This is a genomic window from Helicobacter sp. 23-1046 (genome assembly GCF_053654635.1).
Map to the genome: position 1 here is coordinate 228,593 of NZ_JBSIUS010000002.1, position 25,839 is coordinate 254,431.

Sequence of the window (25,839 nt, forward strand, 5' to 3'; positions counted from 1 at the left end):
TTGGAATCTAGCGCAATTTTTCTAATGCTTGACGCGTGAGTTCAAGTTTGTTTGCCAAATCACAAATTGCTTGAAACTTTTGCTCGGATTGTTTTTGAAAATCTGGTGGAATGCGCAGATTTTTAAGAGATTGTATATCAATGGTTTTGCTGTGGCTTTCATACAGTGTGCTTAAGTCTTTTTGTCCTGCTTGTGAGTAAAAATAACAATATAGCCCAATGGCTTCACTTTTGTTTTTACACCGGACGATGACGATACCAGCATTTGCCACAGCGAGCTTTTGAGCGATATTTTGTGAAAATATCGTTACTTTTGGGGTATTTCCACGCAATGATAAACAAATATCAAAGGGTTTTAGCGCGTATTTTTTAATCTTTGCCTTATCGCCAAAGTGTCTTTTTGAGAGGAGATTCTCGCTAAATCCATATTCGCTAAAATCTGCCAATCCCACATCAAAGTATTGCACCTTTGTATCGCTTTTGCCACCATATACGCGTTGCCCGCGAAATATATTTACATCGAGTGCTTGGAGGCTTTTGCCTCTACTTAGTGATTTTTTGGCAAGGAGGTCTTTTGGTGAAATGGGTAGGCTGTAATGCGTGGCTTGCGTATAGGGAAGCAAAAAGCAAAAGTCGTTATTCTTGCGCTTGAAAAAAGATTCTAAAAGAGAATCAAGATTGATGAGGCGATTGTATTTGCCATCTTTTTTCCAAAACGACTCGCTTTTAGCATCAATGTTTAAAATATGTTTGTTGTTTGGAGAGAGCACAAGAATGCAAAAATCGCCACTTTGATAGGGAAAAATATTTTTAGGAAGTTCGATGATTGCTTCAATCAACCGCTCTTTGTGCAATCTTTTCATAAGTTCGCTTTCAAGGCTTAGCTTTTGTAACGCCAATGTGCGTAAAATAAATACACCGCGCTTTTTGAGATAAAAAAGTGAATGGATTAAAAACGCCCATTCAGGGTAAGTTTTTATCAATCCACCCACTACATTGTATGGGTGGTTGCTAAATCGTTTGTCGTTTTTTAAATACTGCACGCCAATGTGCGCAGAAAATGGCGGATTGCAAATAATTTTATCAAACTTTTGATTAAAAAATTGTGCCTTTAAAATGTCGTTAATAATAAGGTTGCTAAAGTCGATTTGGGCGAGCTTGCAAGTGAGTCTAGCGACCTTTGCCAAGTGGGAATCTAGCTCCTCGCCAAAAAGAGCGATTGTGGCTTTTTTATTTTTACACCGCACGATTTGAGAAATCATCAAAAACAACGAACCAATGCCATAACACGGATTATATACACTTTCATTTGATTGAATATCAAGCAGTCGCACGAGCAATTCATTGACTTCAAGCGGTGTAGAATAATAAAAGAGCTTGTTGGCAGTCTTTTTTTGCGTGATAATGTGTAAAAACTCTTCGATACTTGAAAGGGTGGTGTCAGCGTTTTTTATGGTTTTTAAAATCTTTAAGGCATTAAGACTTGGGTTTATGCGGGTAAAATCTTTCCCAAAAATCTCACTAAGCACAGAATCTAGCGATATTTGCTTGCGCTTATTGCCTAAGTCGATGAGGTTTTCTAACACATCATTGTAGGAGTTTTTTATGATAAAAAGCTCAAGCATTATGCTGATAGAATCAAGCATATCAATGTGGTAGCGTTTAATGTATTCAAAGCATTGTAAGAGTTTTTCCAATATAACTTGCTCCAAAAAATTTATTATCAAAGGTTAATTTTAGCAAAAACTTTTTACTTTTTGTTTCGCTTCTTTAAAGAAAGCGGGGTTTGGTTATTGTATAATCGCACAAAAATTACACTAGGGCGAGGAATTAAAGTGGAGCGATGTAGCCATTGTCATCTGCAATATAAAAAAAGCGCACTTAAAGAAGTTTTGTTGGAAAATGGTGAAGTGTTATATTTTTGTTGCAATGGCTGTGAGGGCGTGTATTTCTTACTGCAAAAGGCAAATTTGCAAAGCTTTTATGAAAAAAGAGGTGAAACAACGCTCAAGCCACCAAGCCAAGATGTGGAGCAAGATTTAGCCTTTTTTGATTCGGGCGCATTTAAAGATACATATATTAGAGACGCTCAAGGGGGCTTTAGTGCGTGCTCGCTCATTCTTACTGATATTCATTGTGCGGCGTGTGTATGGCTTAATGAAAAGATTTTAAACACACAAAAGGGCATTAAAAGTGCGAGCGTCAATTACACTAACAATCGACTTTTGCTTGTGTGGGATAGCAAACAAATCAAGCTATCACAAATCATTAAACTCATTCGCTCTATTGGTTATAATGCGTTTGCTTATGACCCAAAACTCCAAGAAAGCAGGGACAAACAACAGACTAAAGAATATTATATTCGCGTGATTGTCGCACTTTTTTGCACGATGAATATTATGTGGGTGGCGGTGGCGCAGTGGAGTGGATATTTTTCGGGGATTTCGCGTGAAGCGAGTGATATTTTAAATATCGCTTCATTTTTACTCTGTTCAATCGCGCTTTTTTATTCAGGTTTTGTATTTTATCGTGGGGCGTATTATGGGCTTAAAAATGGCTTTGTAGGAATGGATTTATTAGTGAGTGTGGGCTCTAGCCTTACTTTTTGTTATTCTATTTATGCGGCGATTACACATAGCGGGGAGACATATTTTGAATCTGTTAGTATGATTATTACCTTTGTGCTTATTGGTAAGTTCCTTGAAGTGCGGAGTAAAAAAAGTGCGGGCGAAAGCCTTGATGCGCTTAATGCGTTTTTGCCTCAAAGTGTGAATGTGTGTGAAAATGGCGATGAGAGCAACATTTGTATCAAAAAGCCAGAGGAAGTGCAAGTTGGGGAGTGTATTTTGGTTTTGCCCGGAGAAAAAATCGCCATTGATGGAATCTTGCAAAGCACAAATGGACTATTTGATACAAAGGCAATCAATGGCGAGAGTATGCCAGCCCAAAAGCTCAAGGGAGAGGAGATTTTTAGCGGATTTGTAGCAGTAAATCAAAAGATTCTCTACTCCACAACAAAAACCTTTAAAGAAAGCCTTATGAGCAAAGTTTTACAACTTGTAGAAGAGAGCCTCATACACCGCCCACATATACAAAATCTCGCTAATAGCATTAGTCAAAATTTTTCGCGCACTATTTTAACCATTGCCCTTTTGTGTTTTCTTGGTTGGCATTTTGGTGGTGGGTTAGATATTGAGCATTCTCTTATTATCGCTATTTCAGTCATCATTATTGCCTGTCCTTGTGCCCTTGCGCTTGCTACGCCTATTGCTACGATTGTTGGGATTGCACAAAGCTATACAAAAAATATCATTTTTAAGCAGGCGAGTTTTTTAGAAACGCTTGCAAAGGCAAGTGTTGTGGTGTTTGATAAAACAGGCACACTCACACAAGGCAAGCCAAAGGTGAGAAAACAACATTTGTTTTCTCATAAGCACGGACAAGGTGTGCTTATCAAAGAGGATAAATCGTGTCTAGATTCTCAACATTGGCTTATTTTGTATTCTTTGGTGAGTTTTAGCAAGCATCCCATTTCAAAAAGTATCGTGGAATTTTTACAACACTCTTTCCCCAATGCCAAAACCACCAAAAAGCTTTATATTAGCGATTTTAAACAAGTTGATTCTCAAGGCATTGAAGGATTTTATGAAGGGGGAAAGATATATGGTGGAAGTTTGACATTTTTGCGCGAGCAAAATGTGGAGATTCCCCAAATTGCCTTAGGCGAAGGTATGATTTTTGGCTTTGCTTTAAATAACAAACTTGTCGCAATTTATGAGTTAGAAGATTCTCTCAAAGAGGGAGCAAATGCTCTTATTACTTATTTACGCGAGCAAAATGTGCGTGTGGCGTTGCTAAGTGGTGATAGAGAGCAAAGTGTAGAAAAAATCGCATCAATGGCTGGGATAGAGGAATTTTATGCCACACAATCGCCTTTGCAAAAAGGCGCGTTTGTAGAATCTTTGCGCCAAAGTGGAGAGGTTGTCGTTATGGTTGGTGATGGGATAAATGACGCGTTGGCACTTAGCAAGAGTGATATTGCTATTTCTATGGGGGCTGGGAGTGATATGGCGATTTTAAGCAGTGATGTGGTGATTTTAGATGATAGTCTAAAATCCCTCAAAGATGCCTTTATCCTTGCTAAAAAGACTTTTGGCACAATCAAGCAAAATATCATCATAAGCATTTGTTATAACGCACTTACCATACCAATCGCGCTTTGTGGGTTGATTATCCCGCTTTTTGCTGCACTCTCAATGAGTTTTAGCTCGATTCTTGTAGTGCTTAATTCACTGCGCATTAAACGCGCGTAGTCTATGTGCGTTCTATGGCGACTGCGCCACTTCGTATCATTTCTTTGGGTTTAAAGATTTCCACCGCCTTTAAAAAGCTATCAATGCGTTCAGGAGTATCATTCGCGCTTATGATGATGTATTTTTCATTCACTTCGGCGATGATTCCATTATAAGCTCGAGCAAGTGCTTCAATCTCACTTAATGGCTGTTTGGTGGGAATCTTCACAAGAGCCATTTCCCTTTGCAAGACTTGTTCGCTTTCTACCACGCTTAAAACAGGGATTAACTTATGGAGTTGTTTGACAATTTGTTCAAAAACCTTTAAGTTGCCATTTGTCGTAATGGTAATGTAAGAAAGCTCACTATTTGGCACAGGTGCGACACTAAGCGATTCTATATTGTAGCCTCTCCCAGCAAAAAGCCCAGATACACGCGCTAATACGCTATGTTCGTTGATGACGGTTACACAAATTGTTTTTTTGCATTCCATTTTCTATCCTTTTTTCTTAAACACAAGCATTTCATTAAGCGAACCACCCGTTGGCACCATTGGTAAAACATCTTCGTTTCTATCGATGAGCACTTCTAAAAAACTCACTTTTTTAGAATCTACACAACGGCGCAAAGCTAGCAAAAACTCACCTTTTTCACTCACACGCTCTCCAAACCCACCAAAAGATTCTATGAGTTTAATAAAATCAGGTTGTAGAGTTAAATCCGTATGTGAAAAATGCTCATCGTGAAAGAAACTCTGCCATTGGCGCACCATTCCTAAGTAGTTGTTGTTTAAAATGATATTTATCACAGGGATTTGAGATTGCACGCAAGTCATTAGCTCTTGGATATTCATTAAAATGCTTCCATCGCCTGTAATGTTGATGATAACTTCTTTTGGTAGTGTGGGATTTTTTTTGAATGCGATTTCATTCCTGCCACCACTTGAATCTACACATTCTCTAATGAGTGCGCAATACGCACCCATAGCCGCTGGCAAACCAAATCCCATCGTCCCTAATCCTCCGCTAGTGATAAATTGTCGGGGAAAACTAAAGGGATAAAATTGTGCCGCCCACATTTGATGCTGTCCTACATCAGTGGCGATAAGCGCGTTTGCCCCAAATTCCTTGCCAAGCATTTCAATGACCCATTGGGGCTTAATCACTTCATCGCTATCATCATAATCAAGTGGATGCTCTTGCCCGCAGAGTTGGAGTTTTTCATTCCACGCATCAATTTTGCTTGGCTCATAACGCGTAGATTCTGCATTTGTAGAATCTTTAGAAAATATTTCTGCTAAAAGCTCCTCTGCGACATTTCCCACATCGCCTACGATTGGATAATCCACGCCCACAATCTTGCCAATGGAGCTTGGGTCAATGTCAATATGCGCGATTTTGGCATTTTTGGCAAAGGTGCTAAGTTTGCCTGTTACGCGGTCATCAAAGCGTGCGCCAAGACAAATTAGCAAATCGCATTCGCTCATTGCGATATTTGCTGCGTAAGTGCCGTGCATTCCTACCATTCCTAATAAAAATGGATTACTAGATTCCAAACAACCTCTTGCCATAAGTGTCTCAACGGCGGGAATCTGTGTCTTTTGCACGAGTTCTCGGACTTTTTGACTCGCTCCACCTAAAATCGCTCCACCACCGATGTAAAAAAGAGGTTTTTTGGCATTAGCAATAGCATTGGCGAGTTTTTTGATTTGGCGTGAATTTCCCCTTAGCGTAGGTTTATAAGTGCGCAAATCAATACAATCTGGGTAGATAAATTCCCCAACACTCCTGCTGATATCCTTTGGCACATCGATAAGCACAGGTCCGGGACGCCCACTTTTAGCAATATAAAATGCTTCTTTTAAAATTCTAGGGAAGTCTTTAATGTCTTTGACTAGGTAGTTATGCTTGGTGCAGGGGCGTGAGATTCCCACTGCGTCAATTTCTTGGAAAGCATCTGTGCCAATTTGGCTCACAGGAACTTGTCCGCTAATGATGACAAGCGGGATAGAATCCATATATGCCGTAGCAATTCCTGTAACAGCATTAGTAAATCCCGGACCCGAAGTAATAATCGCCACACCCACTTCTCCGCTGGCACGAGCATAGCCATCGGCGGCGTGGATAGCGGCTTGTTCGTGTCGCACCAATATGTGGTGGAAGTGTTGTTGTTTGTAAATCTCATCATAAATATACAGCACCGCACCACCCGGATAGCCAAAGATGATTTTGACATTTTCTAGTGCCAAAGATTCTATAAGCATTTGCGCGCCTGTAAGTTTTTTCATCATTTTCTCCATTTGTAATTTGTCGTGTTTATTTAGCAAAAAAAAGCCTTATTGTAGCAATCAACTTGTAATTTTGTAGTAAAAAATGGTAATTTTAAATAATCTAGCCCAATTTTTGCTACAATTTCGACCTTACAATTACATTTAGGAGAAGACAATGCTAGAAGGTATCATTAGAGAGAGTATTTCTAAAGCCAGCACAAAGGCTTTGCGGAATGATGGTTATCTAATTGCCAATATTTATGCAAAGGGCATTAGCAACATTCATTGCGCATTTAAGGTTAATGAGTTCATTAAGACAATGAAAACTAAGAGCACACTGATTTTCCCCGTGAAAGTGGGCGCAAAGAGTTATGATGTTGTCGTGCAGGAGTATCAAAAAGACCCTGTTACCAATGATTTAAAGCACATTGATTTGTTGGTGGCACAAAAGGGCGTTGCTAATAAATTTAAAGTCCCTGTGAAGCCTAATGGCACGGCAAAAGGGCTCAAAAACAAAGGCGTGTTGCTTGTCTCAACAAAGCGAATAAGCGTAAAATGCACGCCAGAAGCACTTCCAAATGTGTATGAAATCGATGTAAGTGATTTAGATGTTGGAGATTCTGTATTGGTGCGCGATTTACCGACTATTGATGGCGTCAAAGTGCTTGACAACCAAGATGTAGCGGTCGTAGGCGTAATAAAAGCAAAATAATTGTATGTGCTAGAGAATCTAAGCCTATAAATCTTAGCAATGTTTTTACAAAAACTGCAAGCTAAGCTCAAAAGCTCTCCCTCGCAAGACAAGCAGGTTAGAGATTCTCAATGTATGGATTCTTTACTCATCGTGGGGCTTGGAAATGTGGGCGTGAAGTATGAAAACACGCGCCATAACATTGGCTTTATGGTGCTTGATGAATTTGCCAAAGCCCACAGCTTGCAGTGGCAAGATGATAAAAAACACAACGCCATCATTTGCAAGCTCGATTCTAAAGCTACGAAACACATTTCTCATAGTCTAAAATCTCAAGCGCAAGATAAATTTTATGATACACTTGTGCGCTCGCCAAAGTCCGTGTTTTTGCTCAAACCACAAACCTTTATGAATGCTTCAGGAGAGAGCGTGGGGGCATTTACAAGGTTTTATAAAATTAACAATGTGTGCGTTATCCACGATGATATTGATTTAGGTTTTGGCGCAGTGCGCTATAAGCAAGGTGGGAGCAGTGGCGGGCACAATGGATTAAAATCCATAGATTCTCATTTTGGTAACGCATATATGAGAATGCGCGTGGGCGTAGGCAGACCACAAGCACAAAGCCTAGAATCGAGCGAAACACAAAGCAAACAAGAAAGCGTTGTATCGTATGTTTTAAGTCCTTTTACCCCAACCCAAACAACCCATCTCCAATCCCTTTTATCCCATTGCGCACAAGCATTAGGAGTGCTTTTGCTTGGTGGAGATGTGGCATTTTTACAATCACATTGTAGCAAACACGCGTTTTAGTTGTCCTATTTAAACAACTTTTATACAATGAGACTTTAATTCATAAAAGGTAAAGTTAATGTATGAAAAAATAAGACCATTGCTCTTTAATCTCGACCCAGAGAATTCACACACGCTTTGTGCGTTTTTTTTGCGACAGATTGCCACATTGCCTTTAGTGCAAGATTTGCTTGCTTCGCAATATGTGTTAAGTGATGAGCGACTTGCTCAGCGCGTAGATTCTCTATCTTTTAGCAATCCAATCGGGTTGAGCGCAGGATTTGATAAAAATGCCAATATGATAAAGGGCTTAAGCACGCTTGGGTTTGGGTTTTTAGAAGTTGGCACTATTACACATACCGCTCAAAGTGGGAATCCTAAACCAAGATTGTTTCGATTTATCCAAGAGGAGAGCTTGCAAAATGCGATGGGATTCAATAATGATGGTGTTGCAACGATTCTCAAACGATTGCAAAAAGTCTATCCGTTTGCCTTGCCTATTGGAGTAAATATAGGAAAAAACAAAGTGATTACACAGAGTGATAGCGTAAAAAATTATGAAAATGCGTTTAAAGAGTGCATAGAAGTGGCAGATTATTTTGTGTTTAATGTTTCAAGTCCTAATACGCCAAATTTGCGCGATTTGCAAAATGTGGAGTTCATTGCTAATCTTTTTAAAATGGCGCGTGATTACACAAATAAACCTCTGTATGTGAAAATTTCTCCAGATATGCCACGCGATGATATGTTTGAAGTTATAGAATCAGCGCGTAAAAGTGGTGCAAGTGGCGTGATAGCAACAAATACAAGTGTTGATTATTCTCTTTTGCCAAACGCAAAGGAGAGCGGAGGCATTAGCGGTAGAGCTATTGCAGGACTTTGTAATGATGTGTTTGCAGACATTGCGAGGGAGTTTTTTGGCAAGATGACACTTATTGCTTCTGGTGGAATCTATGACGCGAATGAAGCATACGCGCGCTTGAGAATGGGCGCAAGTTTGCTCCAAGTTTATACAGGATTGATTTATCAAGGTCCAAGTTTTGCTAAAGAACTTAATGATGGGATTTTAACCCTAATGCAAAATGATGGATTCTCGCATATTGGTGAAGTTATAGGCGTAGATGCTGGCAAGCCACGAGCAAAGACGAGTGCAAGAAAGCCAAGTGTAAAAAAGCCAACAGATTCTAATCTCGCTACAACGACACACACAACGACAAAGCGCGCGGTATCAAGACGCACACCAAGCAAAAAAACAGCGACTAATTCTCAAACTTCGACAAAAAGCACGACCAAAGTGGCTACTAAGCCCCGCGCTCCTCGAGCCAAAAAATCAGCTCACTTAAAACCAACTAACGAAGCATAAAGGTGGTGAAAATGAATAAGACAATAAAAAATAGCGTGAAAATCGCAATATTAGGAGGCTTAATGAGTATAAATTTGCAAGCAAGCGTGATTCCAAAGCATTATGAAAAAGTGCTTGATAATGGGTTGCAGGTGGTGGTAGTCCCGCTTAAAAATAGCTCTAGCGTGATAGAAGTCGATGTGATTTATAAGGTTGGCTCGCGTAACGAAGTGAAAGGAAAAAGTGGTATTGCCCATATGCTCGAGCATTTGAACTTTAAATCCACAAAGAATCTCAAAGCTGGGGAGTTTGATGAGATTGTTAAAAAGTTTGGTGGCGTGGATAACGCCTCTACAAGCTTTGATTATACCAAGTATTTTATCAAAACTTCTCATAAGAATCTTAGCAAGTGTTTTGATTTGTTTGCGGAGGTAATGCAAAATTTAAACCTTATAGATTCTGAATTCCAGCCTGAACGCGATGTCGTGCTCCAAGAGCGTCTATGGCGCACGGATAATTCACCAATGGGATATTTATACTTTAAGTTTTTTAACACCGCCTTTCAAAAGCATTCATATCATTGGACACCCATTGGATTTAAAGATGATATTAAGGGTTGGAAAATTGAGGATATTAAAGCGTTTCATACTATTTATTATCAGCCACAAAATGCCATTGTCCTCGTAGCTGGTGATATTGAGCCAAATGAAGTCTTTAATGAAGCACAAAAATACTTTGGAGCAATCAAAAATAAGACAGATTCTATTCCACAAGTAAGCCAAAAAGAACCACCACAAAAGGAACAAAGACGCGTGGTTATCAACAAAGAAAGCGAGGTAGAATATTTGGCAATGGGATATAAGATTCCGAATTTTTCACACCAAGACCAAATTGCCATTGATGCAATCGCTAAAGTCTTAAGCGAGGGAAAGTCAAGTTTTTTTGCACGCGAAATTGTGGATAAAAAGCGACTCGCATCGAAAGTATATGCGTATAGTATGGATTTACAAGATGATGGAATATTTTTCATAAGTGCGCTTGCTGCGCCAAATATCAAGGCTGAGGTGGTGGAACAAGAGATTTTAGCCCAAATTGATTTGATTAAAAAAGGCGAGATAAGCCAAGAAACATTAGAAAAAATTAAAATTAACGCCAAAGCAAGTTTTATTTACAGCTTTGAAGATGCGAGTTCAAGTGCTAGCGTATTTGGTGATTACTTAGCGCGAGGCGATTTACGCCCACTTTTTGCTTATGAAGATGGGATTGATGGCTTGAGTGTTGCTAAACTTGCAGAAGTAGCACAAAAGTATTTTAACCAAGATTCTCTCACCGTGGCGATTTTACGCAAATAAATGGGAGCTAAAATGATAAAAGGGGCAATGAGTGCGCTTATCACGCCATTTAAGAATCAAAAAATTGATTTTGAGGCGTATGAGTTTCTTATTAAAAGACAAATTGAATCTGGAATGGACGCGTGTGTGCCTGTGGGGACGACAGGAGAAAGTGCGACATTAAGTCATAATGAGCATAGAGAGTGCATAGAACTTGCTGTGAGCGTATGTAGGGGCACTAAGGTGAAGGTGCTAGCAGGTGCTGGGAGCAATGCCACAAGTGAAGCTATCGAGTTGGCACAATTTGCGCAAAAATGCGGGGCAGATGGGATTTTGTGTGTGTCGCCTTACTACAACAAACCAAGTCAAGATGGGCTGTATCAGCATTTTAAGGCGGTAGCACAATCAGCGGATATTCCGCTTATTTTATATAATGTCCCTTCGCGCACGGGCGTTAGCATTGATACACACACGGCAATCGCGCTATTTAGAGATGTAAGAAATATTTGTGGGATTAAAGAGGCGAGTGGGCTTATGGAACGCGTGATTGAGTTTAGCGCAAATGCTCCAGAATTCAATGTATTTAGCGGAGATGACGCGCTTAATTTCCCTATTTTGGCAAATGGTGGCATTGGTGTAATCTCTGTAACAGGGAATCTTGCACCCAAAAAGGTCGCTGAAATGACACATTTAGCTATGCGTGGGAAAATGGAACAAAGCCGTAAGATTAACGATGAGCTTTTTTTGCTTAATAAAGTTTTATTTTGTGAAAGCAATCCAATCCCTATCAAAGCAGCAATGTATCTAAGCGGGCTTTTAAAAACGCTTGAATATCGCCTGCCATTAGTAAGCCCGACCAAAGAAAACCTCCAAAAAATCCAAGAAACTTTGGAGCATTATGAGCTTTTGGGTTAGAGGCATACCTAAAATACTTTTGCCGTGTATAGATTCTATAAAAAATTCACAAAATTTAGATAGAATCTAGGTTTTAACTTCTAAGAAAGAGAGGTAAAATATGAGCGAACAATCAAATATGAAAGGCAAGACGCTTGTGATAAGCGGAGCGACAAGAGGCATAGGCAAGGCGATTTTGTATAAATTTGCTCAAAATGGCGTAAATGTGGCTTTCACTTACAATAAAAACGAAGAAGAAGCGAGCAAAATCGCCCAAGATGTAGAATCAAAATACGGTATAAAAGCGCGATTTTACCCACTAAATGTGCTAGAGCCCGAGCAATATGTCGAGCTTTTTAGCAAGATTGATGCAGATTTTGCACGCGTGGATTTTTTCATCTCCAATGCGATTATCTATGGCAAAAGCGTGGCTGGGGGATTTGGTCCGTTTATGAGACTTCGCCCACGAGGGCTAAATAATATCTACACCGCCACCGTGCTAGCATTTGTCGTGGGTGCGCAAGAAGCGGCAAAGCGAATGAAAGAAGTCGGCGGCGGGGCTATCGTCTCGCTAAGCTCCACAGGGAATCTCGTGTATATGCCAAACTATGCAGGGCACGGCAACTCTAAAAACGCCGTAGAAACAATGGTGAAATACGCCGCAGCAGAGCTAGGCGAATGGGGAATCCGCGTAAATGCAGTCAGCGGAGGTCCTATCGACACAGACGCATTGCGGGCATTCCCAGACTATGCGGAGGTGAGGGCAAAAGTGGAGGAGCAATCCCCGCTAAACCGAATGGGAACGCCTCAAGATTTGGCAGGGGCGGCGTATTTCCTCTGTGATAATGCACAAAGTGCGTGGCTTACAGGGCAGACAATCGTAATCGATGGTGGGACGACATTTAAATAATGCACGATACGCGCAAGTCATCAATGTTTAAACCCTTACCAGCGCAACCTCAAAATAGCGAGGTTGATATGCCACAAGAATTAACGCTTTTGTGCGATTTTTTGCAAGTTAGCAATGTGAGAGAATCTAAGATTTTTGAGTTATTGCGTTGCGATGAGAGCGAGGCACTAATCTTGCAAATTATGCTAAAAAATTTTTTAAATGGTGAGAGTAGCTTTGTAGTGGGGGAATTTTTAAAAAAACATTTTGACAAGATTCCCACAAAGAATTTTTCGCTCCTCAGCAATATTCGCAACTTGGTTGAGCTTGGTTGGCTTACGCAAGATGACTTTGAACCAACGGAGAATGAAAAATCTTCTTTATTGGAGCTGTATAATGACAGGGTGAGTATTTCGAGCAATTTGTTTAACCTTATAGAGGGCAACAATGAGCAAAATCCACCAGAGATAAGCGCGTATAGCAACAATTTAGATTTTTTAAAAGACCAATTTAATCGCATTGATATGCTCTATAAATCGCAATTTTCTAAACGCGAGCAAAGCGCATTAAAAACCCATTTAAATCTTTTAGAAGAGCGCATAAAGGCGCGATTGCGATTAACCAAAAAAACAATCCCCATTCAAAAATTTTTTAAAGACAATAAGCTCAATCAAAAGGAACAGACTATATTTCTTGCCCTACTTAAAGAAGAATGGTCTCTTAAAGATAATGATTTAAATCGTTACGCCAACTCACTTATTGGGCTTATTAGCAATAATGACTATGACAAAATAAAAAATGCTACGCTTTTGAGCGAGCATTCAAACCTGCTAAGCAGGGGATTAGTGGATTGTGGTGAGTATTTTTCATCATTTGGGAATTTTGAAAAGGTGTTTTATATCACACCTGAAGTGTTGCAAGACCTCTCAGAGATACATAGTGCGCGTAGAGCTACAAAAGTGAATTTGCAATCATTGCTAAAAACGCAAGATATTTTTGAGCTCTTAGAGCCAAAGCAGGATTTAGATGATGTGGTGTTAAACCCTCACGCAAGACAAACACTACACAATCTTTTAGCCCAAGTAGATTCCAAAGTCGCACAAAGATTGAAACTTTGGGGGATTAAGGACAACAAAAACATTCAGGCGAAAATTTTGTTTTATGGTCCTGCTGGCACGGGCAAAACCGTGAGTGCTATGGCGTTGGCAAAAAGCCTTAAAAAAGAAGTGATAAGTTTTGATTGCTCGAAGATTCTCTCAATGTGGATTGGCGAGAGTGAGAAAAATGTGCGTCAAATTTTTGAAACCTATAAAGAGATTTGCAAAAAAATTAAAAATGAGCCAATTTTATTGCTTGATGAAGCCGACCAATTCCTTTCTGCAAGGGGTAATGTGGCAAGTAGCGCAGACAAAAGCTACAATCAAATGCAAAATATTTTTTTAGAGCAAATCGAGCAATTTAGTGGAGTTTTGATTGCTACGACAAATTTATTAGAGAATCTTGATAGCGCGTTTTCTCGCCGTTTTAACCATAAAATCGAATTTAAGCGTCCAAATGTGGCACAAAGGATAGAGCTATGGAAAAAGTTTTTACCCAAAAATATCACACTTGAGTGTCCAAAAGATACGCTAATTAAGGAACTTTCTCGTTATGATTTAAGCGGAGCGCAAATTAAATTAGTGATTAAAAATACTGCGTATAAGGTCGCTGTGCGCGATGATGCTATCTTTGCCCTCAATGATTTTAGCGAGGAAATCACTAAAGAAATTGATACAAATTTCGATGGCAACAAAAGCGTAGGGTTTATAAAAAAGTGAGGACAAGCAATGCTTGATATTTATCCAGCTATTGATTTAAAAGATGGGCAGGCTGTGAGGCTTTTTAAAGGTGAAATGGCAAGTGCTACGATATATGGCGAGCCGTTGGTATTTGCGCAAAGATTTGAACAAATGGGTGCAAAGTGGTTACATATCGTAGATTTAAATGGCGCATTTAAAGGCACACCGCAAAATACACAATCTATCAAAAATATCCTCTCCAAAACGAAACTAAAGATTCAATTAGGCGGAGGCATTCGCAATGAAGAAACCATTAAACAATACAGAGATTTGGGAATCTCGCGCGTGATTTTGGGCTCTGTGGCACTTGCAAACCCAGATTTTGCGCTTGAAATGGCACAAAAATATCCCATTGCCATTGGGATTGATTCTAAGGGTGGGAGAGTTGCGGTTGAGGGCTGGGCGAAAGAAGGAGCATTAAGTGCGAGTGAATTTGCAAAAAAATTTAAAGAAAGTAAGATTGAGGCGATTATTTCTACGGATATTGAGCGTGATGGAGCACTAAGTGGAATAAATGTTTCTTACACTCAGCAAATCGCTCAAAGTAGCGGAATATACACTATTGCAAGTGGTGGATTTGCGAGTGATGAGGAGATTGAAAATCTTAGTGAGAATCCACATATTGCTGGGTTGATTATTGGCAAGGCGTTCTATGAGGGCAAAATAAATTTAGCAAAAATTTTGCAAAAATGCGCGTTGATATGAAACAAATTAGGCAATAAGTGCTAAAATAACGAAAAATAACACCCTATAAGGAGAGAACATTGAAACTGCTTGTAGTTGATGATAGCTCGACAATGCGTAGAATTATAAAAAACACTTTACAGCGACTTGGTTATGAAGACATTTTGGAAGCTGAGCACGGCGTGGAAGCGTGGGAGCAGCTTGATAAAGTTGAGGGAATCAATGTGTTGATTACCGATTGGAATATGCCCGAGATGAATGGTTTGGACTTGGTGAAAAAAACGCGTGCTGATGCGAGATATAAGGATATTCCAATTATTATGGTAACCACTGAGGGTGGCAAAGCAGAGGTGATTACCGCACTTAAGGCGGGAGTGAATAATTACATTGTTAAGCCATTTACTCCACAGGTGTTAAAGGAGAAATTAGAAGTCGTGCTAGGCGTGAATGAGGGCTAGATTCTTTTGTTATAGCATTCAAATCTATTTTGCTAAGTCCCAATCTCGTGGCTTTTGTCCACTTAAAGCAAATACTACCAAATGACAAATCAACATTATTATGAATATGTGGTTTATCCTAACGCGCAAGTAGAGCTTTTTGCAGATTTTCTTAGCCATTTTGACTTTAGCCATTGTGCTTCCGATGAGCCACACGCTATAGATTCTAAAGATTTTGTGTCAAATAGCGTTGAGTTTATAGAATCTGGTAGTATTTTTGATGATAATAGCACCGATGATTTGGAGTGGCACTCTATCAATGGCTTTAACATAGCACAAATCTCTCAATATAACAGCACCAAGCTTATTTTGCGTCAATGCACACATTCACCTAATCTTTTTGACGAGCTCCAATCTTTTTGCGAGATTTTGAGCGAGCGGGTTAAACACCCTATTGGTTGTGTGTATAGCATAAGCAAAAAGCAAAATAAAGATTGGGTGCAGACTTACAAAGATTCTATTAAGCCCGTTTTGTGTGGGCGGTTTTTTATAGCACCAAGTTGGGCGCAAGCTAAAGATATAGAGAATCTCACATCTAAAGAGCGCGTTCCAATTATCATTGACCCAGCTCTTGCCTTTGGTTCTGGGCATCACGCGACCACAGCGATGTGTTTAGAGTTGCTTAGCCAAATGCAACTCCAAAACACAAAAGTGCTTGATGTGGGCTGTGGAAGCGGAATCTTAAGCATTGCAAGTGCTAAAATGGGCGCAATGGTGTATGCTTGCGATGTGGATAAGCAGAGCATAGAGCAGACAAACAAAAACCTTATTATCAACAATATGCGTATTTGCGAACTTTTACACGGCGGTATTTGTGCGTTTAAGGGTGATAATTTAACTTTTAATGTTATAGTTGCAAATATCCTAGCCCATACTCTAATAACGCTTTGTGATGATTTTTTTCACGCCTTAGAGTGCGGGGGCATAGTGATTTTATCAGGAATTTTGGATATTTATCAAAACGAAGTGTTAGAAAAGTTTGCTCCCAAGTTTAGCCTTATGGAATCTCATAAGCGTGATGAATGGGTGGCATTAAAAATGATAAAAAACAACAATTAAAGGAGTTTTATTACAATGGATAATCAACCAAATAACAAAAAACCCTACAAGCAAAACCCGTTTCTTACCTTTGCCCTGTTTATTATTGGACTTATGCTTTTATTTAAGTTTTTTTCTCCTTCTTCAGATATGCTGGGCGAACGATTGAGTGGAAGTGTGATAAATAAGGAAGTGAGTTATTATGAGTTAAAGCAACTCATAACAAACAAACAAGTAGATTCTGTAAGCATTGGTCCGAGTGTGATTCGTGCAATATCTTCGCAAAGTGTGCCAAAGATTGCATACACCGCAAACCGCGTGCTTGACCCAAATCTCACAACCCTGCTTGATGAGAAGCAAATAGAGTATAGCGGATTAAGGGAATCTACTTTCCTCTCTGAGATAGTCAATATGCTCTTGCCTATTTTTATCATCATTGCCATTTGGCTTTTTATCGCTAGTAGAATGCAAAAATCAATGGGCGGAGGAATGTTTGGCATTGGGAGTTCTAAAAAGCTCGTAAATGCTGAAAAACCAAAGGTTACCTTTGATGATATGGCAGGCAATGAAGAGGCAAAAGAAGAAGTCGTAGAAATTGTAGATTTTTTGAAGTATCCAGAGCGATATGCGGCTGTGGGCGCGAAGATTCCCAAAGGAGTGCTTTTAGTAGGACCTCCGGGCACGGGGAAAACCTTGCTCGCTAAAGCTGTGGCAGGCGAGGCAAATGTGCCGTTTTTTTCAATGGGCGGAAGCAGTTTCATTGAAATGTTTGTGGGGCTTGGCGCGAGTCGTGTGAGGGATTTGTTTGATATGGCGAAAAAGGAAGCCCCCAGCATTATTTTTATCGATGAGATTGATGCGATTGGTAAATCCCGCGCCGCAGGCAGTATGGTAGGTGGCAATGATGAGAGAGAGCAAACACTCAACCAGCTTCTTGCAGAAATGGACGGATTTGGTAGCGAAAATGCCCCTGTCATCGTGCTCGCCGCGACAAACCGCCCAGAAGTGCTTGACCCTGCGTTGCTTCGTCCGGGCAGATTTGATAGACAAGTGCTTGTTGATGCGCCTGATTTTGATGGACGCGTGGAGATTCTCAAAGTGCATATCAAAAGCGTGAAGTTAGCGCGAGATGTAGATTTGCAAGAGATTGCTAAATTTACCGCTGGGCTTGCGGGTGCGGATTTGGCAAATATCGTTAATGAGGCTGCATTGCTTGCTGGGAGAGAAAACAAAAAAGAAGTTTCCCAAAAGCACTTCAAAGAAGCAATGGAGCGCACAATGATAGGCTTGGAGAAAAAATCACGCAGAATCTCACCTAAGGAAAAGAAAATTGTCGCCTACCACGAGAGCGGACACGCGCTAATGGGTGAGGTTACAAAGGGCGCACACCGCGTGAATAAAGTTTCTATTATTCCGCGTGGAATGGGTGCATTAGGCTATACACTCCACACACCAGAGGAAAATCGCAACTTAGAGCAACGACACGAAATGATGGCGCAAATTGATGTCTTGCTCGGTGGCAGGGCTGCTGAAGAAGTGTTTTTAAAAGAAATTTCTAATGGTGCGAGTGATGATTTGCGCCGTGCGACAGGGATTTTGAAAAATATGATTGTGTATTATGGAATGACAGATGTAAGCGGACTTATGGTGCTTGATGATTTTACTCGCCGCTCAAGCTTTTTGGGTGGTGGAATGAGTGGTGGCGATTACAGCGAGGAAATGGCACAAAAAATGGATAACTATATCAAAGCAGTCCTTGATGAGCGATTTGCCTTTGTGAAAAAGACTTTACAAGATTACGCACAAGCTATCGAATCTGTGGTAAAAGAGCTTTTAGAAAAAGAGGTCATTGATGGACTAAAAGTGCGAGAGATTATCCAAGATTATGAAAAACAAAACAATATGCCATCACGCTTAGTAGCAATAGAAAGCGAAGATGAGGAGAGTGCAAAATAGATTTAGAGAATCTGGCGTTACGCATTGTAAGGAGTTGGTTATGAATACAAATATTCACATTATTGCTAGGCAGGGTTGGATAGGCGCAGTTGTCTTGGGTGTTTTGTTTTTATTAGGCGTGTATGTTGGTTGTGAGATTGGGAGTTTTGTATTGTTTGTCGCACTTGTGGTGTGGCTTTTTATTTTTAGGAATCCAGAGCGTATAGGGAGATTTGATGAGGGGCAGTTTATCGCACCCATAGATGGGATTGTCAGAGATGTTGAAGTGCAAGATAATGCCACTTGCCTTACTATTCAAGTGCGATTTTTTGATGTGGGGGCAATCCGTGCTCCGCTAGACATCACAAATGGTAAAATAAGCACAAAAAATGGACTTACGCTTTTTTTAAACGCCAAAGCAAAAAAATCTCTTTTAAACAAACATTTTGCCTTAAGTTTTGGCACAAAGAGCGAAGAATACAAAATGGAGTTTTTCCCCGAGCTATTCAGTGATTGTGGGATTTTTGCGCATTCAAATTTAAGCGTGGGCGATAGATGTGGCTTTATGAAAATGGGCGTAGTCAAAATCTATCTACCTAAAAAATATGAACTCAAAGTTGGCATAAGCGATACAATCACGGCATTTGAGAGTGTCTTAGGAGTGAAGTGATGAAAATAAATCCACTTTTTATCCTGCCTAATCTTTTTACCGCAGGAAGCATTTTTTTAGGCGTGCTTAGTATGATTGCTGCGATAAACGCGCATTTTGAGTTTGCGTGTTGGCTTATTTTGTTTTCTATGGTCTTTGATGGGCTTGATGGACGCGTAGCGAGGCTTACCAAGACGGCGAGCAAGTTTGGTGTGGAGTTTGATTCTTTGGCTGATGTGGTGGCTTTTGGTGTCGCGCCTGCGATGTTGCTGTATATGTATGCAGGGAGTGATTTTGGGCGATTAGGACAGGTGGTGAGTGCGATTTTTGTTGTGTTTGGAGCGATTAGACTTGCGCGCTTTAATATTACAAGTTCCAATGAGCCAAATTATTTTATCGGCTTGCCAATCCCTAGCGCAGCAGTGTTTGTGGTGCTTTGGGTGCTCGTGGATTTAGAATATAAAGTATTTTTAGATTCTAAATTTCCACTGCTTATTGGTGCATTTGTGGTAAGCGTGCTAATGGTAAGCAACCTGCGTTACCCTAGTTTTAAAAGTATGCAATGGAATCTGCGTAGTTTTATCGTGCTTCTCATTTTGTTTGGCGTTGTATTTGCCTACCCAGCAGAGTCGTTATGCGCATTTATGAGTTTGTATGTCGCGTATGGAATCTTACGCTTTATTGTGCTTAGTGGCAAGATTATTTTTCGATTTAAAAAGTCTTAATGGGAGTCCATTTAGCCCGTGTGTTGCACGGGCTTTCATAGAGAATCTATTTATTGCCTTGTGCTTGGAGGGCGGTGAGCGCGACTACGCCTACGATGTCCTCCGCACTGCACCCGCGCGATAAATCGTTAATTGGGGCTGCCATTCCCTGCGTGATAGGACCATACGCCTCTGCTTTTGCGAGCCGTTGCACGAGTTTATACCCGATATTTCCAGAATCTAAATCAGGGAACACCAGCACATTTGCCTTGCCTGCGACATTTGAGCCTTTTGCTTTAGATTCTCCCACGCTTGGCACGATAGCCGCATCAAGTTGTAATTCCCCGTCAATAGCGATATTTGGCGCGAGGCTTTTGGCAATATCACGCGCTTGCGTTACTTTGGTAACATCATCGTGCTTGGCACTGCCATAGGTGGAGTGGCTTAGCAAGCCCACAAAAGGCGTGGTTTTTGTGAGAGATTCAAAGCTTTTTGCCGAGCTAATGGCAATATGGGCGAGCTCCTCTGCGCTAGGATTTTGCACTAGCCCGCAATCTGCAAAGACAAAAGTCCCATTTAGCCCAAAATCACAATGTGGCACGACCATCACAAAAAAACTTGAGACGATTTTAGAATCTTTTGCCGTGCCGATGATTTGTAGCCCCGCTCGTAGCACATCAGAAGTCGCATTTATCGCACCTGCGACCATTCCATCAGCCTTGCCACTTCGCACTAATGCTACGCCAAAATACAGCGGATTATTAAGCAACAACTCTTTTGCGCTAGATTCTGTCATTCCCTTTGCCCCGCGTAATTCCACAAAAAGCGCGATAAACTCCTCTAAAAGCGGGCTAGTAGCGGGGTTTATAAACTCTGCGTTTTGCACGCTTAAGCCATTGTCCTTTGCGCGTGTATGTATATCCGCCTCATCGCCTACCAAAATCACTTCTGCAAAGCCCTCTTTTAGTATCGCGCTAGCCGCCTCAAGCGTGCGTATATCGCTCGTCTCTGGCAACACGATTTTTTTAATGTCAGCTTTTGCCTTTGCCTTAATGTTGTCGATAAAACTCATATCCTCTCCTTGTATATTTCTAGATTCCACTACATTATATGATTTGCATTAACGAGGGGAGTTTGTGGGCGTAATTTCACACCAAAAATATAAAATTACACAAAAATTTAACTTTTTATCTTTTAAAAGAGTTGAATGCGCTTGGAGTGAATGGAGATTATTAGGCTTTGCTAGAATCTAGATTCTAGCAAAGTGGCATTGTGTTGGGTTATTTTATGCCCGTAGCTTGTCCTTTTGCGATTATGCAGTTTCGCCCATAAAAGAATATTGACCAATAGCTTGCGCGTATGTCAGCATTTACAAGCGCATCTGCAGGCTGTCCTTTTTTAGCCGCTTTTTCAAGGGCTTTGCCTACCGCGCCACTTACACGATTAAATCTATTGCCTAAAGACCAGAAAAGCACCTCGTGAATGCAATCTTTACCTTCTACATAATCACCTTTTTCGCTTTTTTCTGCAAGAGAGACATTGCCCGTAGAAACGACAGAAAATTTAGCCAAGTTTTGCGAACACCCGCCCAACAATAGCGCAAAAGCGCAAGCCACACTGATTTTAAACATTTTGCTATACATTTTAGCTCCTTTATGTTGAATTGTAAAACAGCGTAATACTACCTTATGTCTGTTTTTTTTTTACAAACTATTATAATAGAGTGAAAATAAAATCTAAAGCGCATATACTCTAAAAATCTATAATAATGGAGTCCTCTTATGAAGAATCACGCAAAACTTTCAAATGCGAATAAATTGGAACGCAGACCTCTTAGTGCCGAGCGTATTTATCTTTTCCACACTAAAATCGCGCGTAATGTCGCAAGAATCCGTAAAGAGAGGGGAATCTCACAGCTTGATTTAGCTCTTAGTATCGGGCACAAGTCTGTCTCGCTTGTCTCTGGTGCAGAGAGTGGATATAATGGCATACATTTCAACCTAGAGCAACTCTACCGCATAGCCCACGCGCTAGAAGTGCCTATGATAGATTTCTTTGATGGGGTAGGTGAAGTGGATATAGATTCTCAATCCAGCGATGAATAGAATCTCACAAATTTCACGCGCAAATTTTGGGGTTATGACTTGAGATTCATAGTATTTACGCACGAGATTTAAGCAAATTCACACAAATTACCCCAAAAGTCGTGCGTGCTCCAACTTTATACACAAATCCTCTTCATACGCAATCCCCGCATTTTGCAATATCTCTTTTGCCTTTGCATTGTGTAAATCTAACTGCACCCACACGCATTTTGGCGCATTTTTTAGCGCGAGGATTTCATTTGCCACCGCTTCTAACGCCTCACTTTTGCGAAACACATTAAGAATATCGATTGTGCCACTCTGTCCGCAACTATCAAGCAATGACTCATCGCTAAACGCCTCTTGCAAACTCACATACGCCCTGCGCCCCAAAATCTCACCCCCCTCTTGCAAACGCGGATAAATGGGAATGACATTATAGCCCTGCGCGATTAAGTAGCGCGCCACGATATTACTCGCCTTACTCTCATCAGGGCTAAGCCCCAAAATTGCGATATTTTTCGCCGTTTGCAAAATATGGGTTTTTTGCATATCATTCATTTGATGTCCTTTGTGTTTTTAGATTGAGGAGAATCGAGTGCAATTTTATTTTATTGATATAAATGCCACCAAAACCACTGCGCTTAATTTCACTTTATCCTTGTTTATTTATGTGGGAGATTTTGCTATAATTGTAAGAAATTAGGCAAAACTCTTATTGGTGGTTAGAATGAATAAAATCGCTATTTATCCGGGCACTTTTGACCCTATCACAAACGGGCATTTAGATATTATTAAGCGTAGTATAGGGATTTTTGATAGGGTGGTTGTCGCTGTGGCAAAAAACGAGAGCAAACACCCTATGTTTAACTTTGAACATAGAATCCAAATGCTCAAACTCGCAACTAAGGATTTGACAAATGTCGAGGTAGAGGGCTTTGAGTGTTTGTTGGCGGATTTTGCTAAAAGTAAAGATTCTCGTGTGGTGGTGCGCGGATTGCGTGCGGTGAGCGACTTTGAGTATGAGCTCCAAATGGGCTATACAAACAATTCGCTTAATAAGGATTTAGAGACTATTTATTTTATGCCACATTTGCAAAATGCCTTTATCAGCTCATCAGTGGTGCGCTCGATTATCGCATATAGTGATAATTTCGCTCATCTCGTGCCAAAGGTCGTGTATGAATATATCTTAGCGCATAAGGGACGCAAGTGAAGTTCCAAACGGCAAAAAATGGCTTTTATGTGGTGCTTGAAGGTGTGGATACTTGTGGGAAAAGCACGCAAATTGAGAATCTAAAGACATCGTTTCTTAATGCGGTTTTTACCAAAGAGCCCGGTGGAAGCTCTCTAGGAGAATGCGTGCGTGAAATCCTTTTAGATTCTAAAAATCTCCAACCTTTGAGCGAGTTTTTTTTATTTCTTGCGGATAGGAATCAGCATTATTGCGAAGTGTTGCGCCCAAACTTAGAATCTGGCAAGCTGGTGATAAGCGATAGGAGCTTTATTTCTGGGCTTGCGTATATGCGCGATATGAGCGTCAAAGAGGCGTTGGAGTTTAATTTCATCGCATTGCAGGGCTTAAAACCCAATGCAAGTGTGCTCCTTGAGGTGAGCGAGGAGGATTTGCGTGCACGCTTAAACCAAAAACCAAATGATAGAATCGAGCAACGCGGTATCCCCTATATGCTAGAAACCCAAAGTAAAATGCTTCACTTCCTCCAACTCCTAGAAATCCCCACGCTAAAAATCCAAGCAAGCCTCCCACAAGAGCAAATCACCCAGCAAATCACAAACTTCATACAAACCAAACTATGAAATGCCTTATCTGTGAGAATCTTAGCCTTAAACCAATATGCAAAACCTGCCTTGATACACTTACTCCAATGCCTAGCTCACGCACGCTAGAATGTGGGCTTAGAGTGTATAGCTTTTATCCTTATAGTGAAGTGGAGATATTGTTACGATATAAATACGAAGTAATCGGGTCAAAAATCTTTACAATCCTTAGTCAAAGGTGTGCGGAGTATTTTAGCGCGCATAATAAACTTCCAGAATCTATGCTCGCAGTGGGGCTTGATGATGAGCCTAGAGGGTATTATTCACACACCGCTATTATCGTGCGTGAGTTTGCTAAGCGCGTTGCAAATCTCTCTCCTGCTTATAATGCGCTTATTGCGACTAATCGCGTGAGTTATGCGGGCAAAAGCCTTGAATTTCGCAAAAATAACCCAAGAAATTTCATCTATCAATCTCAAACACGCACAACGACTAATGCCATACTTTTTGATGACATTATCACCACAGGTTTAAGCCTGCAAGAAGCGCGTGCGTGCTTGCAAAAGAGCGGGATAAACACGCTCTTTGCCCTCACTTTAGCGAATGCACGATTGTAGTATTTAAGAGAGATTCCCTAAAACCCTATCCCAAACTCTATCATTGCTTGCGTGTTATTTATAGCGGGCATAGAGAGATTGATATTGTTTGCATTTATTGTCTGCGAAGCATTTAAGTGTTGGTATTTGCCAATAGCTCTCACAAAGGTAGAAATCCCCCTCTCAATTTCATAAGAGATTCCCACATTGGCACTAATGGCATAATTTTGTGTAGAAAATGGAATCTGTGCTTTTGTATTTTGTTTATCAAGTATATAAGTCCCAGCAACCACAAAGCTATATGAAGCACCATACATTACACTAAGTTTCGCACTTAGGGGCTTCTCTCCCTCTATTTCTATCCCAGCAAGTCCTAAAGAGCGTTGGAACTTTCTCTCCTCTTTGTTTGTAGAATACATATCAAGCCCACCTAAAATATTGATAAAGATTGGCGATTCTTTGCTTGTGATATTTGCCCCAGCTTTGAGCGCGAAATCAAACACCATTAAGTTGGCATTGCTCTTAGCCCCGTTAGGAAATGCACTTCCGCCAAGGTCGCTATTCCCACCACCTATTGCGATATTTGCCCCAAATTGCAGTCGTTGCTTTAGTGCGACTTTGCCAAAAAGCGATACATATCCAGCATACCCACTAATGCTAGTATTTTCACCATTTGCGTTATAATACGCTCCACCGATTCCTATATTTGTCCATTCACAGATTCGCTCAAAGCAATCTTGTTTAGAGAGAATCACATTGGTTGTATCGTTTGTCGCAGCATTACTGATAGAGAATCCTAAAGTTACTGCGCCTAGAAAGGCAAGAAATTTTGAGAGTGTATTTTTGTTTGACATTGTAACTCCTTATTAAAAGCAATCAAATACAAAAGCCCTATGAGAGGATTCTCATAGGGTAATTAGCAATAGTGTAAAAATCCCAAAACATTTATGGAATCTTACCACCAGCCATTGTGGTCGCCAATTTTTTCAATCGTTTCAACAACGACAACAGCGAAAAATTTTGCCCAAAACTCTCCTTGAACCTGTTTCATTTCTTCTTCGCTAAGCACAGCGACATTTAAATCTTTCGCATCTGCATTCGCTCCAAAAAGCATTTCCATATCTTGGCTTTGTAAGCCACTTGCACTTTGCTGAGCTCGCACTTCGCTCGCACTAAGCACTGAAGCACCAAGCATACCTACAAATAAAAAAGCTACAAACTTTTTCATTTTTTACTCCTTAAAAATGAATTTTTGTCCTTTGCGTGAATTACACAAAGGACAGGAGGATTATATATAAAAACAAAGTTTATTAAAAGCCCTAAATAGCATATTTTACAAACATTTTACATTGTATTACAAGAACTTTACATTTGATTAGTTTTGTAAAATTATGTAAAATAATATTTTGCCATCTTATCATTAAAACTCTCTAAAACCCTATCCCAAACTCTACCATTCCTACATAGTTTTGTGTAGCTGGCATTGATAGATTCACTCCATTAGAATCGAGAGGCTTTGAGGTAGAGAGATTATGA

Annotated in this window: 25 protein-coding genes and 1 pseudogene; 18 read left to right on the forward strand and 8 right to left on the reverse strand. The window is 40.4% G+C overall.

Annotated elements, in window-relative coordinates; genetic code table 11:
- Nucleotides 1-7 precede the first annotated feature (7 nt).
- Entirely contained in the window at nt 8-1,696 is a 1,689-nt protein-coding gene (locus tag ACWIUJ_RS07505; RefSeq protein WP_454170012.1) for an N-6 DNA methylase, read from the reverse strand.
- A gap of 138 nt (nt 1,697-1,834) precedes the next feature.
- On the opposite strand from ACWIUJ_RS07505, the gene ACWIUJ_RS07510 reads away from it, so the two are divergent.
- On the forward strand, nt 1,835-4,312 hold the full coding sequence (locus ACWIUJ_RS07510; RefSeq protein ID WP_454170014.1) for a heavy metal translocating P-type ATPase: 2,478 nt from the start codon (nt 1,835-1,837) through the stop codon (nt 4,310-4,312).
- Nucleotide 4,313: 1 nt separating this feature from the next.
- Here the strand turns inward: ACWIUJ_RS07510 and ilvN are convergent, their stop codons facing one another.
- Together ilvN and ACWIUJ_RS07520 are read right to left on the reverse strand one after the other, a co-directional pair.
- Nucleotides 4,314-4,784, reverse strand: a complete 471-nt coding sequence (ilvN, locus tag ACWIUJ_RS07515) for an acetolactate synthase small subunit (protein WP_454150663.1) — start codon at nt 4,782-4,784, stop codon at nt 4,314-4,316.
- Between the two features lie 3 nt (nt 4,785-4,787).
- The gene (locus tag ACWIUJ_RS07520) at nt 4,788-6,578 is read right to left on the reverse strand and encodes an acetolactate synthase large subunit (protein WP_454170016.1); all 1,791 of its coding nucleotides are present in this window, start codon (nt 6,576-6,578) and stop codon (nt 4,788-4,790) included.
- Between the two features lie 157 nt (nt 6,579-6,735).
- On the opposite strand from ACWIUJ_RS07520, the gene ACWIUJ_RS07525 reads away from it, so the two are divergent.
- From ACWIUJ_RS07525 to pssA, 13 genes and pseudogenes are all read left to right on the forward strand, one after another.
- Nucleotides 6,736-7,272, forward strand: coding sequence for a 50S ribosomal protein L25/general stress protein Ctc (locus tag ACWIUJ_RS07525; protein ID WP_454150667.1), 537 nt, complete (start codon nt 6,736-6,738; stop codon nt 7,270-7,272).
- Nucleotides 7,273-7,311: 39 nt separating this feature from the next.
- Nucleotides 7,312-8,064, forward strand: a complete 753-nt coding sequence (gene pth, locus ACWIUJ_RS07530; protein ID WP_454150669.1) for an aminoacyl-tRNA hydrolase — start codon at nt 7,312-7,314, stop codon at nt 8,062-8,064.
- Nucleotides 8,065-8,122: 58 nt separating this feature from the next.
- A pseudogene (pyrD, locus tag ACWIUJ_RS07535) lies at nt 8,123-9,166 on the forward strand (dihydroorotate dehydrogenase (quinone)); the annotation flags it as partial.
- A 251-nt stretch (nt 9,167-9,417) separates the two neighbouring features.
- Nucleotides 9,418-10,737 carry a M16 family metallopeptidase gene (locus ACWIUJ_RS07540; protein ID WP_454170017.1) on the forward strand — a complete coding sequence of 440 codons (1,320 nt, stop codon included), beginning with the start codon at nt 9,418-9,420 and terminating at the stop codon, nt 10,735-10,737.
- Nucleotides 10,738-11,631 (forward strand): 4-hydroxy-tetrahydrodipicolinate synthase, encoded by an 894-nt coding sequence (dapA, locus tag ACWIUJ_RS07545; protein WP_454170018.1) that lies wholly within the window; start codon nt 10,738-10,740, stop codon nt 11,629-11,631.
- A 100-nt stretch (nt 11,632-11,731) separates the two neighbouring features.
- Nucleotides 11,732-12,520 (forward strand): enoyl-ACP reductase, encoded by a 789-nt coding sequence (locus tag ACWIUJ_RS07550; protein ID WP_454150675.1) that lies wholly within the window; start codon nt 11,732-11,734, stop codon nt 12,518-12,520.
- Nucleotides 12,520-14,316 (forward strand): ATP-binding protein, encoded by a 1,797-nt coding sequence (locus ACWIUJ_RS07555; protein WP_454170019.1) that lies wholly within the window; start codon nt 12,520-12,522, stop codon nt 14,314-14,316. The genes ACWIUJ_RS07550 and ACWIUJ_RS07555 overlap by 1 nt, the downstream gene beginning before the upstream one ends.
- 9 nt (nt 14,317-14,325) lie before the next feature.
- The gene (gene hisA, locus ACWIUJ_RS07560) at nt 14,326-15,042 is read left to right on the forward strand and encodes a 1-(5-phosphoribosyl)-5-[(5-phosphoribosylamino)methylideneamino]imidazole-4-carboxamide isomerase (RefSeq protein WP_454150679.1); all 717 of its coding nucleotides are present in this window, start codon (nt 14,326-14,328) and stop codon (nt 15,040-15,042) included.
- Between the two features lie 59 nt (nt 15,043-15,101).
- Nucleotides 15,102-15,479: a chemotaxis response regulator CheY gene (locus ACWIUJ_RS07565; protein ID WP_454150681.1), complete on the forward strand. Its 378-nt coding sequence runs from the start codon at nt 15,102-15,104 to the stop codon at nt 15,477-15,479.
- Nucleotides 15,480-15,560: 81 nt separating this feature from the next.
- A complete protein-coding gene (prmA, locus tag ACWIUJ_RS07570; RefSeq protein WP_454170021.1) occupies nt 15,561-16,577 on the forward strand; it encodes a 50S ribosomal protein L11 methyltransferase in 1,017 nt (338 codons plus the stop codon).
- A 15-nt stretch (nt 16,578-16,592) separates the two neighbouring features.
- Entirely contained in the window at nt 16,593-18,512 is a 1,920-nt protein-coding gene (gene ftsH / locus ACWIUJ_RS07575; protein WP_454150685.1) for an ATP-dependent zinc metalloprotease FtsH, read from the forward strand.
- 40 nt (nt 18,513-18,552) lie between these two features.
- Complete coding sequence (locus ACWIUJ_RS07580; protein ID WP_454170022.1) at nt 18,553-19,161, forward strand: phosphatidylserine decarboxylase; 609 nt, start codon at nt 18,553-18,555, stop codon at nt 19,159-19,161.
- Complete coding sequence (gene pssA, locus ACWIUJ_RS07585; protein ID WP_454150688.1) at nt 19,161-19,865, forward strand: CDP-diacylglycerol--serine O-phosphatidyltransferase; 705 nt, start codon at nt 19,161-19,163, stop codon at nt 19,863-19,865. Before ACWIUJ_RS07580 ends, pssA begins: the two co-directional genes overlap by 1 nt.
- A 46-nt stretch (nt 19,866-19,911) precedes the next feature.
- On the opposite strand, the gene pta is transcribed toward pssA, so the two are convergent.
- Complete coding sequence (gene pta, locus ACWIUJ_RS07590) at nt 19,912-20,916, reverse strand: phosphate acetyltransferase (RefSeq protein WP_454170023.1); 1,005 nt, start codon at nt 20,914-20,916, stop codon at nt 19,912-19,914.
- 208 nt (nt 20,917-21,124) lie between these two features.
- The gene (locus ACWIUJ_RS07595) at nt 21,125-21,487 is read right to left on the reverse strand and encodes a hypothetical protein (protein WP_454150692.1); all 363 of its coding nucleotides are present in this window, start codon (nt 21,485-21,487) and stop codon (nt 21,125-21,127) included.
- Nucleotides 21,488-21,625: 138 nt separating this feature from the next.
- Here ACWIUJ_RS07595 and ACWIUJ_RS07600 point away from each other — a divergent pair, with 138 nt between their 5' ends.
- On the forward strand, nt 21,626-21,949 hold the full coding sequence (locus ACWIUJ_RS07600) for a helix-turn-helix domain-containing protein (protein ID WP_454170024.1): 324 nt from the start codon (nt 21,626-21,628) through the stop codon (nt 21,947-21,949).
- 87 nt (nt 21,950-22,036) lie between these two features.
- Here the strand turns inward: ACWIUJ_RS07600 and ACWIUJ_RS07605 are convergent, their stop codons facing one another.
- Entirely contained in the window at nt 22,037-22,489 is a 453-nt protein-coding gene (locus ACWIUJ_RS07605) for a CoA-binding protein (protein WP_454170025.1), read from the reverse strand.
- A gap of 169 nt (nt 22,490-22,658) precedes the next feature.
- Here ACWIUJ_RS07605 and coaD point away from each other — a divergent pair, with 169 nt between their 5' ends.
- The 3 genes from coaD to ACWIUJ_RS07620 are packed head-to-tail and all read left to right on the forward strand — an operon-like array spanning nt 22,659 to nt 24,324.
- A complete protein-coding gene (gene coaD / locus ACWIUJ_RS07610; RefSeq protein WP_454150698.1) occupies nt 22,659-23,144 on the forward strand; it encodes a pantetheine-phosphate adenylyltransferase in 486 nt (161 codons plus the stop codon).
- Nucleotides 23,141-23,746: a dTMP kinase gene (gene tmk / locus ACWIUJ_RS07615; RefSeq protein WP_454150700.1), complete on the forward strand. Its 606-nt coding sequence runs from the start codon at nt 23,141-23,143 to the stop codon at nt 23,744-23,746. The genes coaD and tmk overlap by 4 nt, the downstream gene beginning before the upstream one ends.
- On the forward strand, nt 23,743-24,324 hold the full coding sequence (locus ACWIUJ_RS07620; protein WP_454170026.1) for a ComF family protein: 582 nt from the start codon (nt 23,743-23,745) through the stop codon (nt 24,322-24,324). The genes tmk and ACWIUJ_RS07620 overlap by 4 nt, the downstream gene beginning before the upstream one ends.
- Before the next feature lie 17 nt (nt 24,325-24,341).
- Here the strand turns inward: ACWIUJ_RS07620 and ACWIUJ_RS07625 are convergent, their stop codons facing one another.
- The gene (locus tag ACWIUJ_RS07625; protein WP_454170027.1) at nt 24,342-25,157 is read right to left on the reverse strand and encodes a hypothetical protein; all 816 of its coding nucleotides are present in this window, start codon (nt 25,155-25,157) and stop codon (nt 24,342-24,344) included.
- A 101-nt stretch (nt 25,158-25,258) separates the two neighbouring features.
- Complete coding sequence (locus ACWIUJ_RS07630; RefSeq protein ID WP_454170029.1) at nt 25,259-25,531, reverse strand: hypothetical protein; 273 nt, start codon at nt 25,529-25,531, stop codon at nt 25,259-25,261.
- Between the last annotated feature and the right edge of the window lie 308 nt (nt 25,532-25,839).

What these genes read in the sequence shown, in the direction of transcription:
- ilvN (WP_454150663.1), bottom strand. Translation starts at nt 4,784, where the DNA reads ATGGAATGCAAAAAAACAATTTGTGTAACCGTCATCAACGAACATAGC.
- ACWIUJ_RS07520 (WP_454170016.1), bottom strand. Translation starts at nt 6,578, where the DNA reads ATGAAAAAACTTACAGGCGCGCAAATGCTTATAGAATCTTTGGCACTA.
- ACWIUJ_RS07525 (WP_454150667.1), top strand. Translation starts at nt 6,736, where the DNA reads ATGCTAGAAGGTATCATTAGAGAGAGTATTTCTAAAGCCAGCACAAAG.
- pth (WP_454150669.1), top strand. Translation starts at nt 7,312, where the DNA reads ATGTTTTTACAAAAACTGCAAGCTAAGCTCAAAAGCTCTCCCTCGCAA.
- ACWIUJ_RS07540 (WP_454170017.1), top strand. Translation starts at nt 9,418, where the DNA reads ATGAATAAGACAATAAAAAATAGCGTGAAAATCGCAATATTAGGAGGC.
- dapA (WP_454170018.1), top strand. Translation starts at nt 10,738, where the DNA reads ATGGGAGCTAAAATGATAAAAGGGGCAATGAGTGCGCTTATCACGCCA.
- ACWIUJ_RS07550 (WP_454150675.1), top strand. Translation starts at nt 11,732, where the DNA reads ATGAGCGAACAATCAAATATGAAAGGCAAGACGCTTGTGATAAGCGGA.
- ACWIUJ_RS07555 (WP_454170019.1), top strand. Translation starts at nt 12,520, where the DNA reads ATGCACGATACGCGCAAGTCATCAATGTTTAAACCCTTACCAGCGCAA.
- hisA (WP_454150679.1), top strand. Translation starts at nt 14,326, where the DNA reads ATGCTTGATATTTATCCAGCTATTGATTTAAAAGATGGGCAGGCTGTG.
- prmA (WP_454170021.1), top strand. Translation starts at nt 15,561, where the DNA reads ATGACAAATCAACATTATTATGAATATGTGGTTTATCCTAACGCGCAA.
- ftsH (WP_454150685.1), top strand. Translation starts at nt 16,593, where the DNA reads ATGGATAATCAACCAAATAACAAAAAACCCTACAAGCAAAACCCGTTT.
- ACWIUJ_RS07580 (WP_454170022.1), top strand. Translation starts at nt 18,553, where the DNA reads ATGAATACAAATATTCACATTATTGCTAGGCAGGGTTGGATAGGCGCA.
- pssA (WP_454150688.1), top strand. Translation starts at nt 19,161, where the DNA reads ATGAAAATAAATCCACTTTTTATCCTGCCTAATCTTTTTACCGCAGGA.
- pta (WP_454170023.1), bottom strand. Translation starts at nt 20,916, where the DNA reads ATGAGTTTTATCGACAACATTAAGGCAAAGGCAAAAGCTGACATTAAA.
- ACWIUJ_RS07595 (WP_454150692.1), bottom strand. Translation starts at nt 21,487, where the DNA reads ATGTATAGCAAAATGTTTAAAATCAGTGTGGCTTGCGCTTTTGCGCTA.
- ACWIUJ_RS07600 (WP_454170024.1), top strand. Translation starts at nt 21,626, where the DNA reads ATGAAGAATCACGCAAAACTTTCAAATGCGAATAAATTGGAACGCAGA.
- ACWIUJ_RS07605 (WP_454170025.1), bottom strand. Translation starts at nt 22,489, where the DNA reads ATGAATGATATGCAAAAAACCCATATTTTGCAAACGGCGAAAAATATC.
- coaD (WP_454150698.1), top strand. Translation starts at nt 22,659, where the DNA reads ATGAATAAAATCGCTATTTATCCGGGCACTTTTGACCCTATCACAAAC.
- ACWIUJ_RS07620 (WP_454170026.1), top strand. Translation starts at nt 23,743, where the DNA reads ATGAAATGCCTTATCTGTGAGAATCTTAGCCTTAAACCAATATGCAAA.
- ACWIUJ_RS07625 (WP_454170027.1), bottom strand. Translation starts at nt 25,157, where the DNA reads ATGTCAAACAAAAATACACTCTCAAAATTTCTTGCCTTTCTAGGCGCA.
- ACWIUJ_RS07630 (WP_454170029.1), bottom strand. Translation starts at nt 25,531, where the DNA reads ATGAAAAAGTTTGTAGCTTTTTTATTTGTAGGTATGCTTGGTGCTTCA.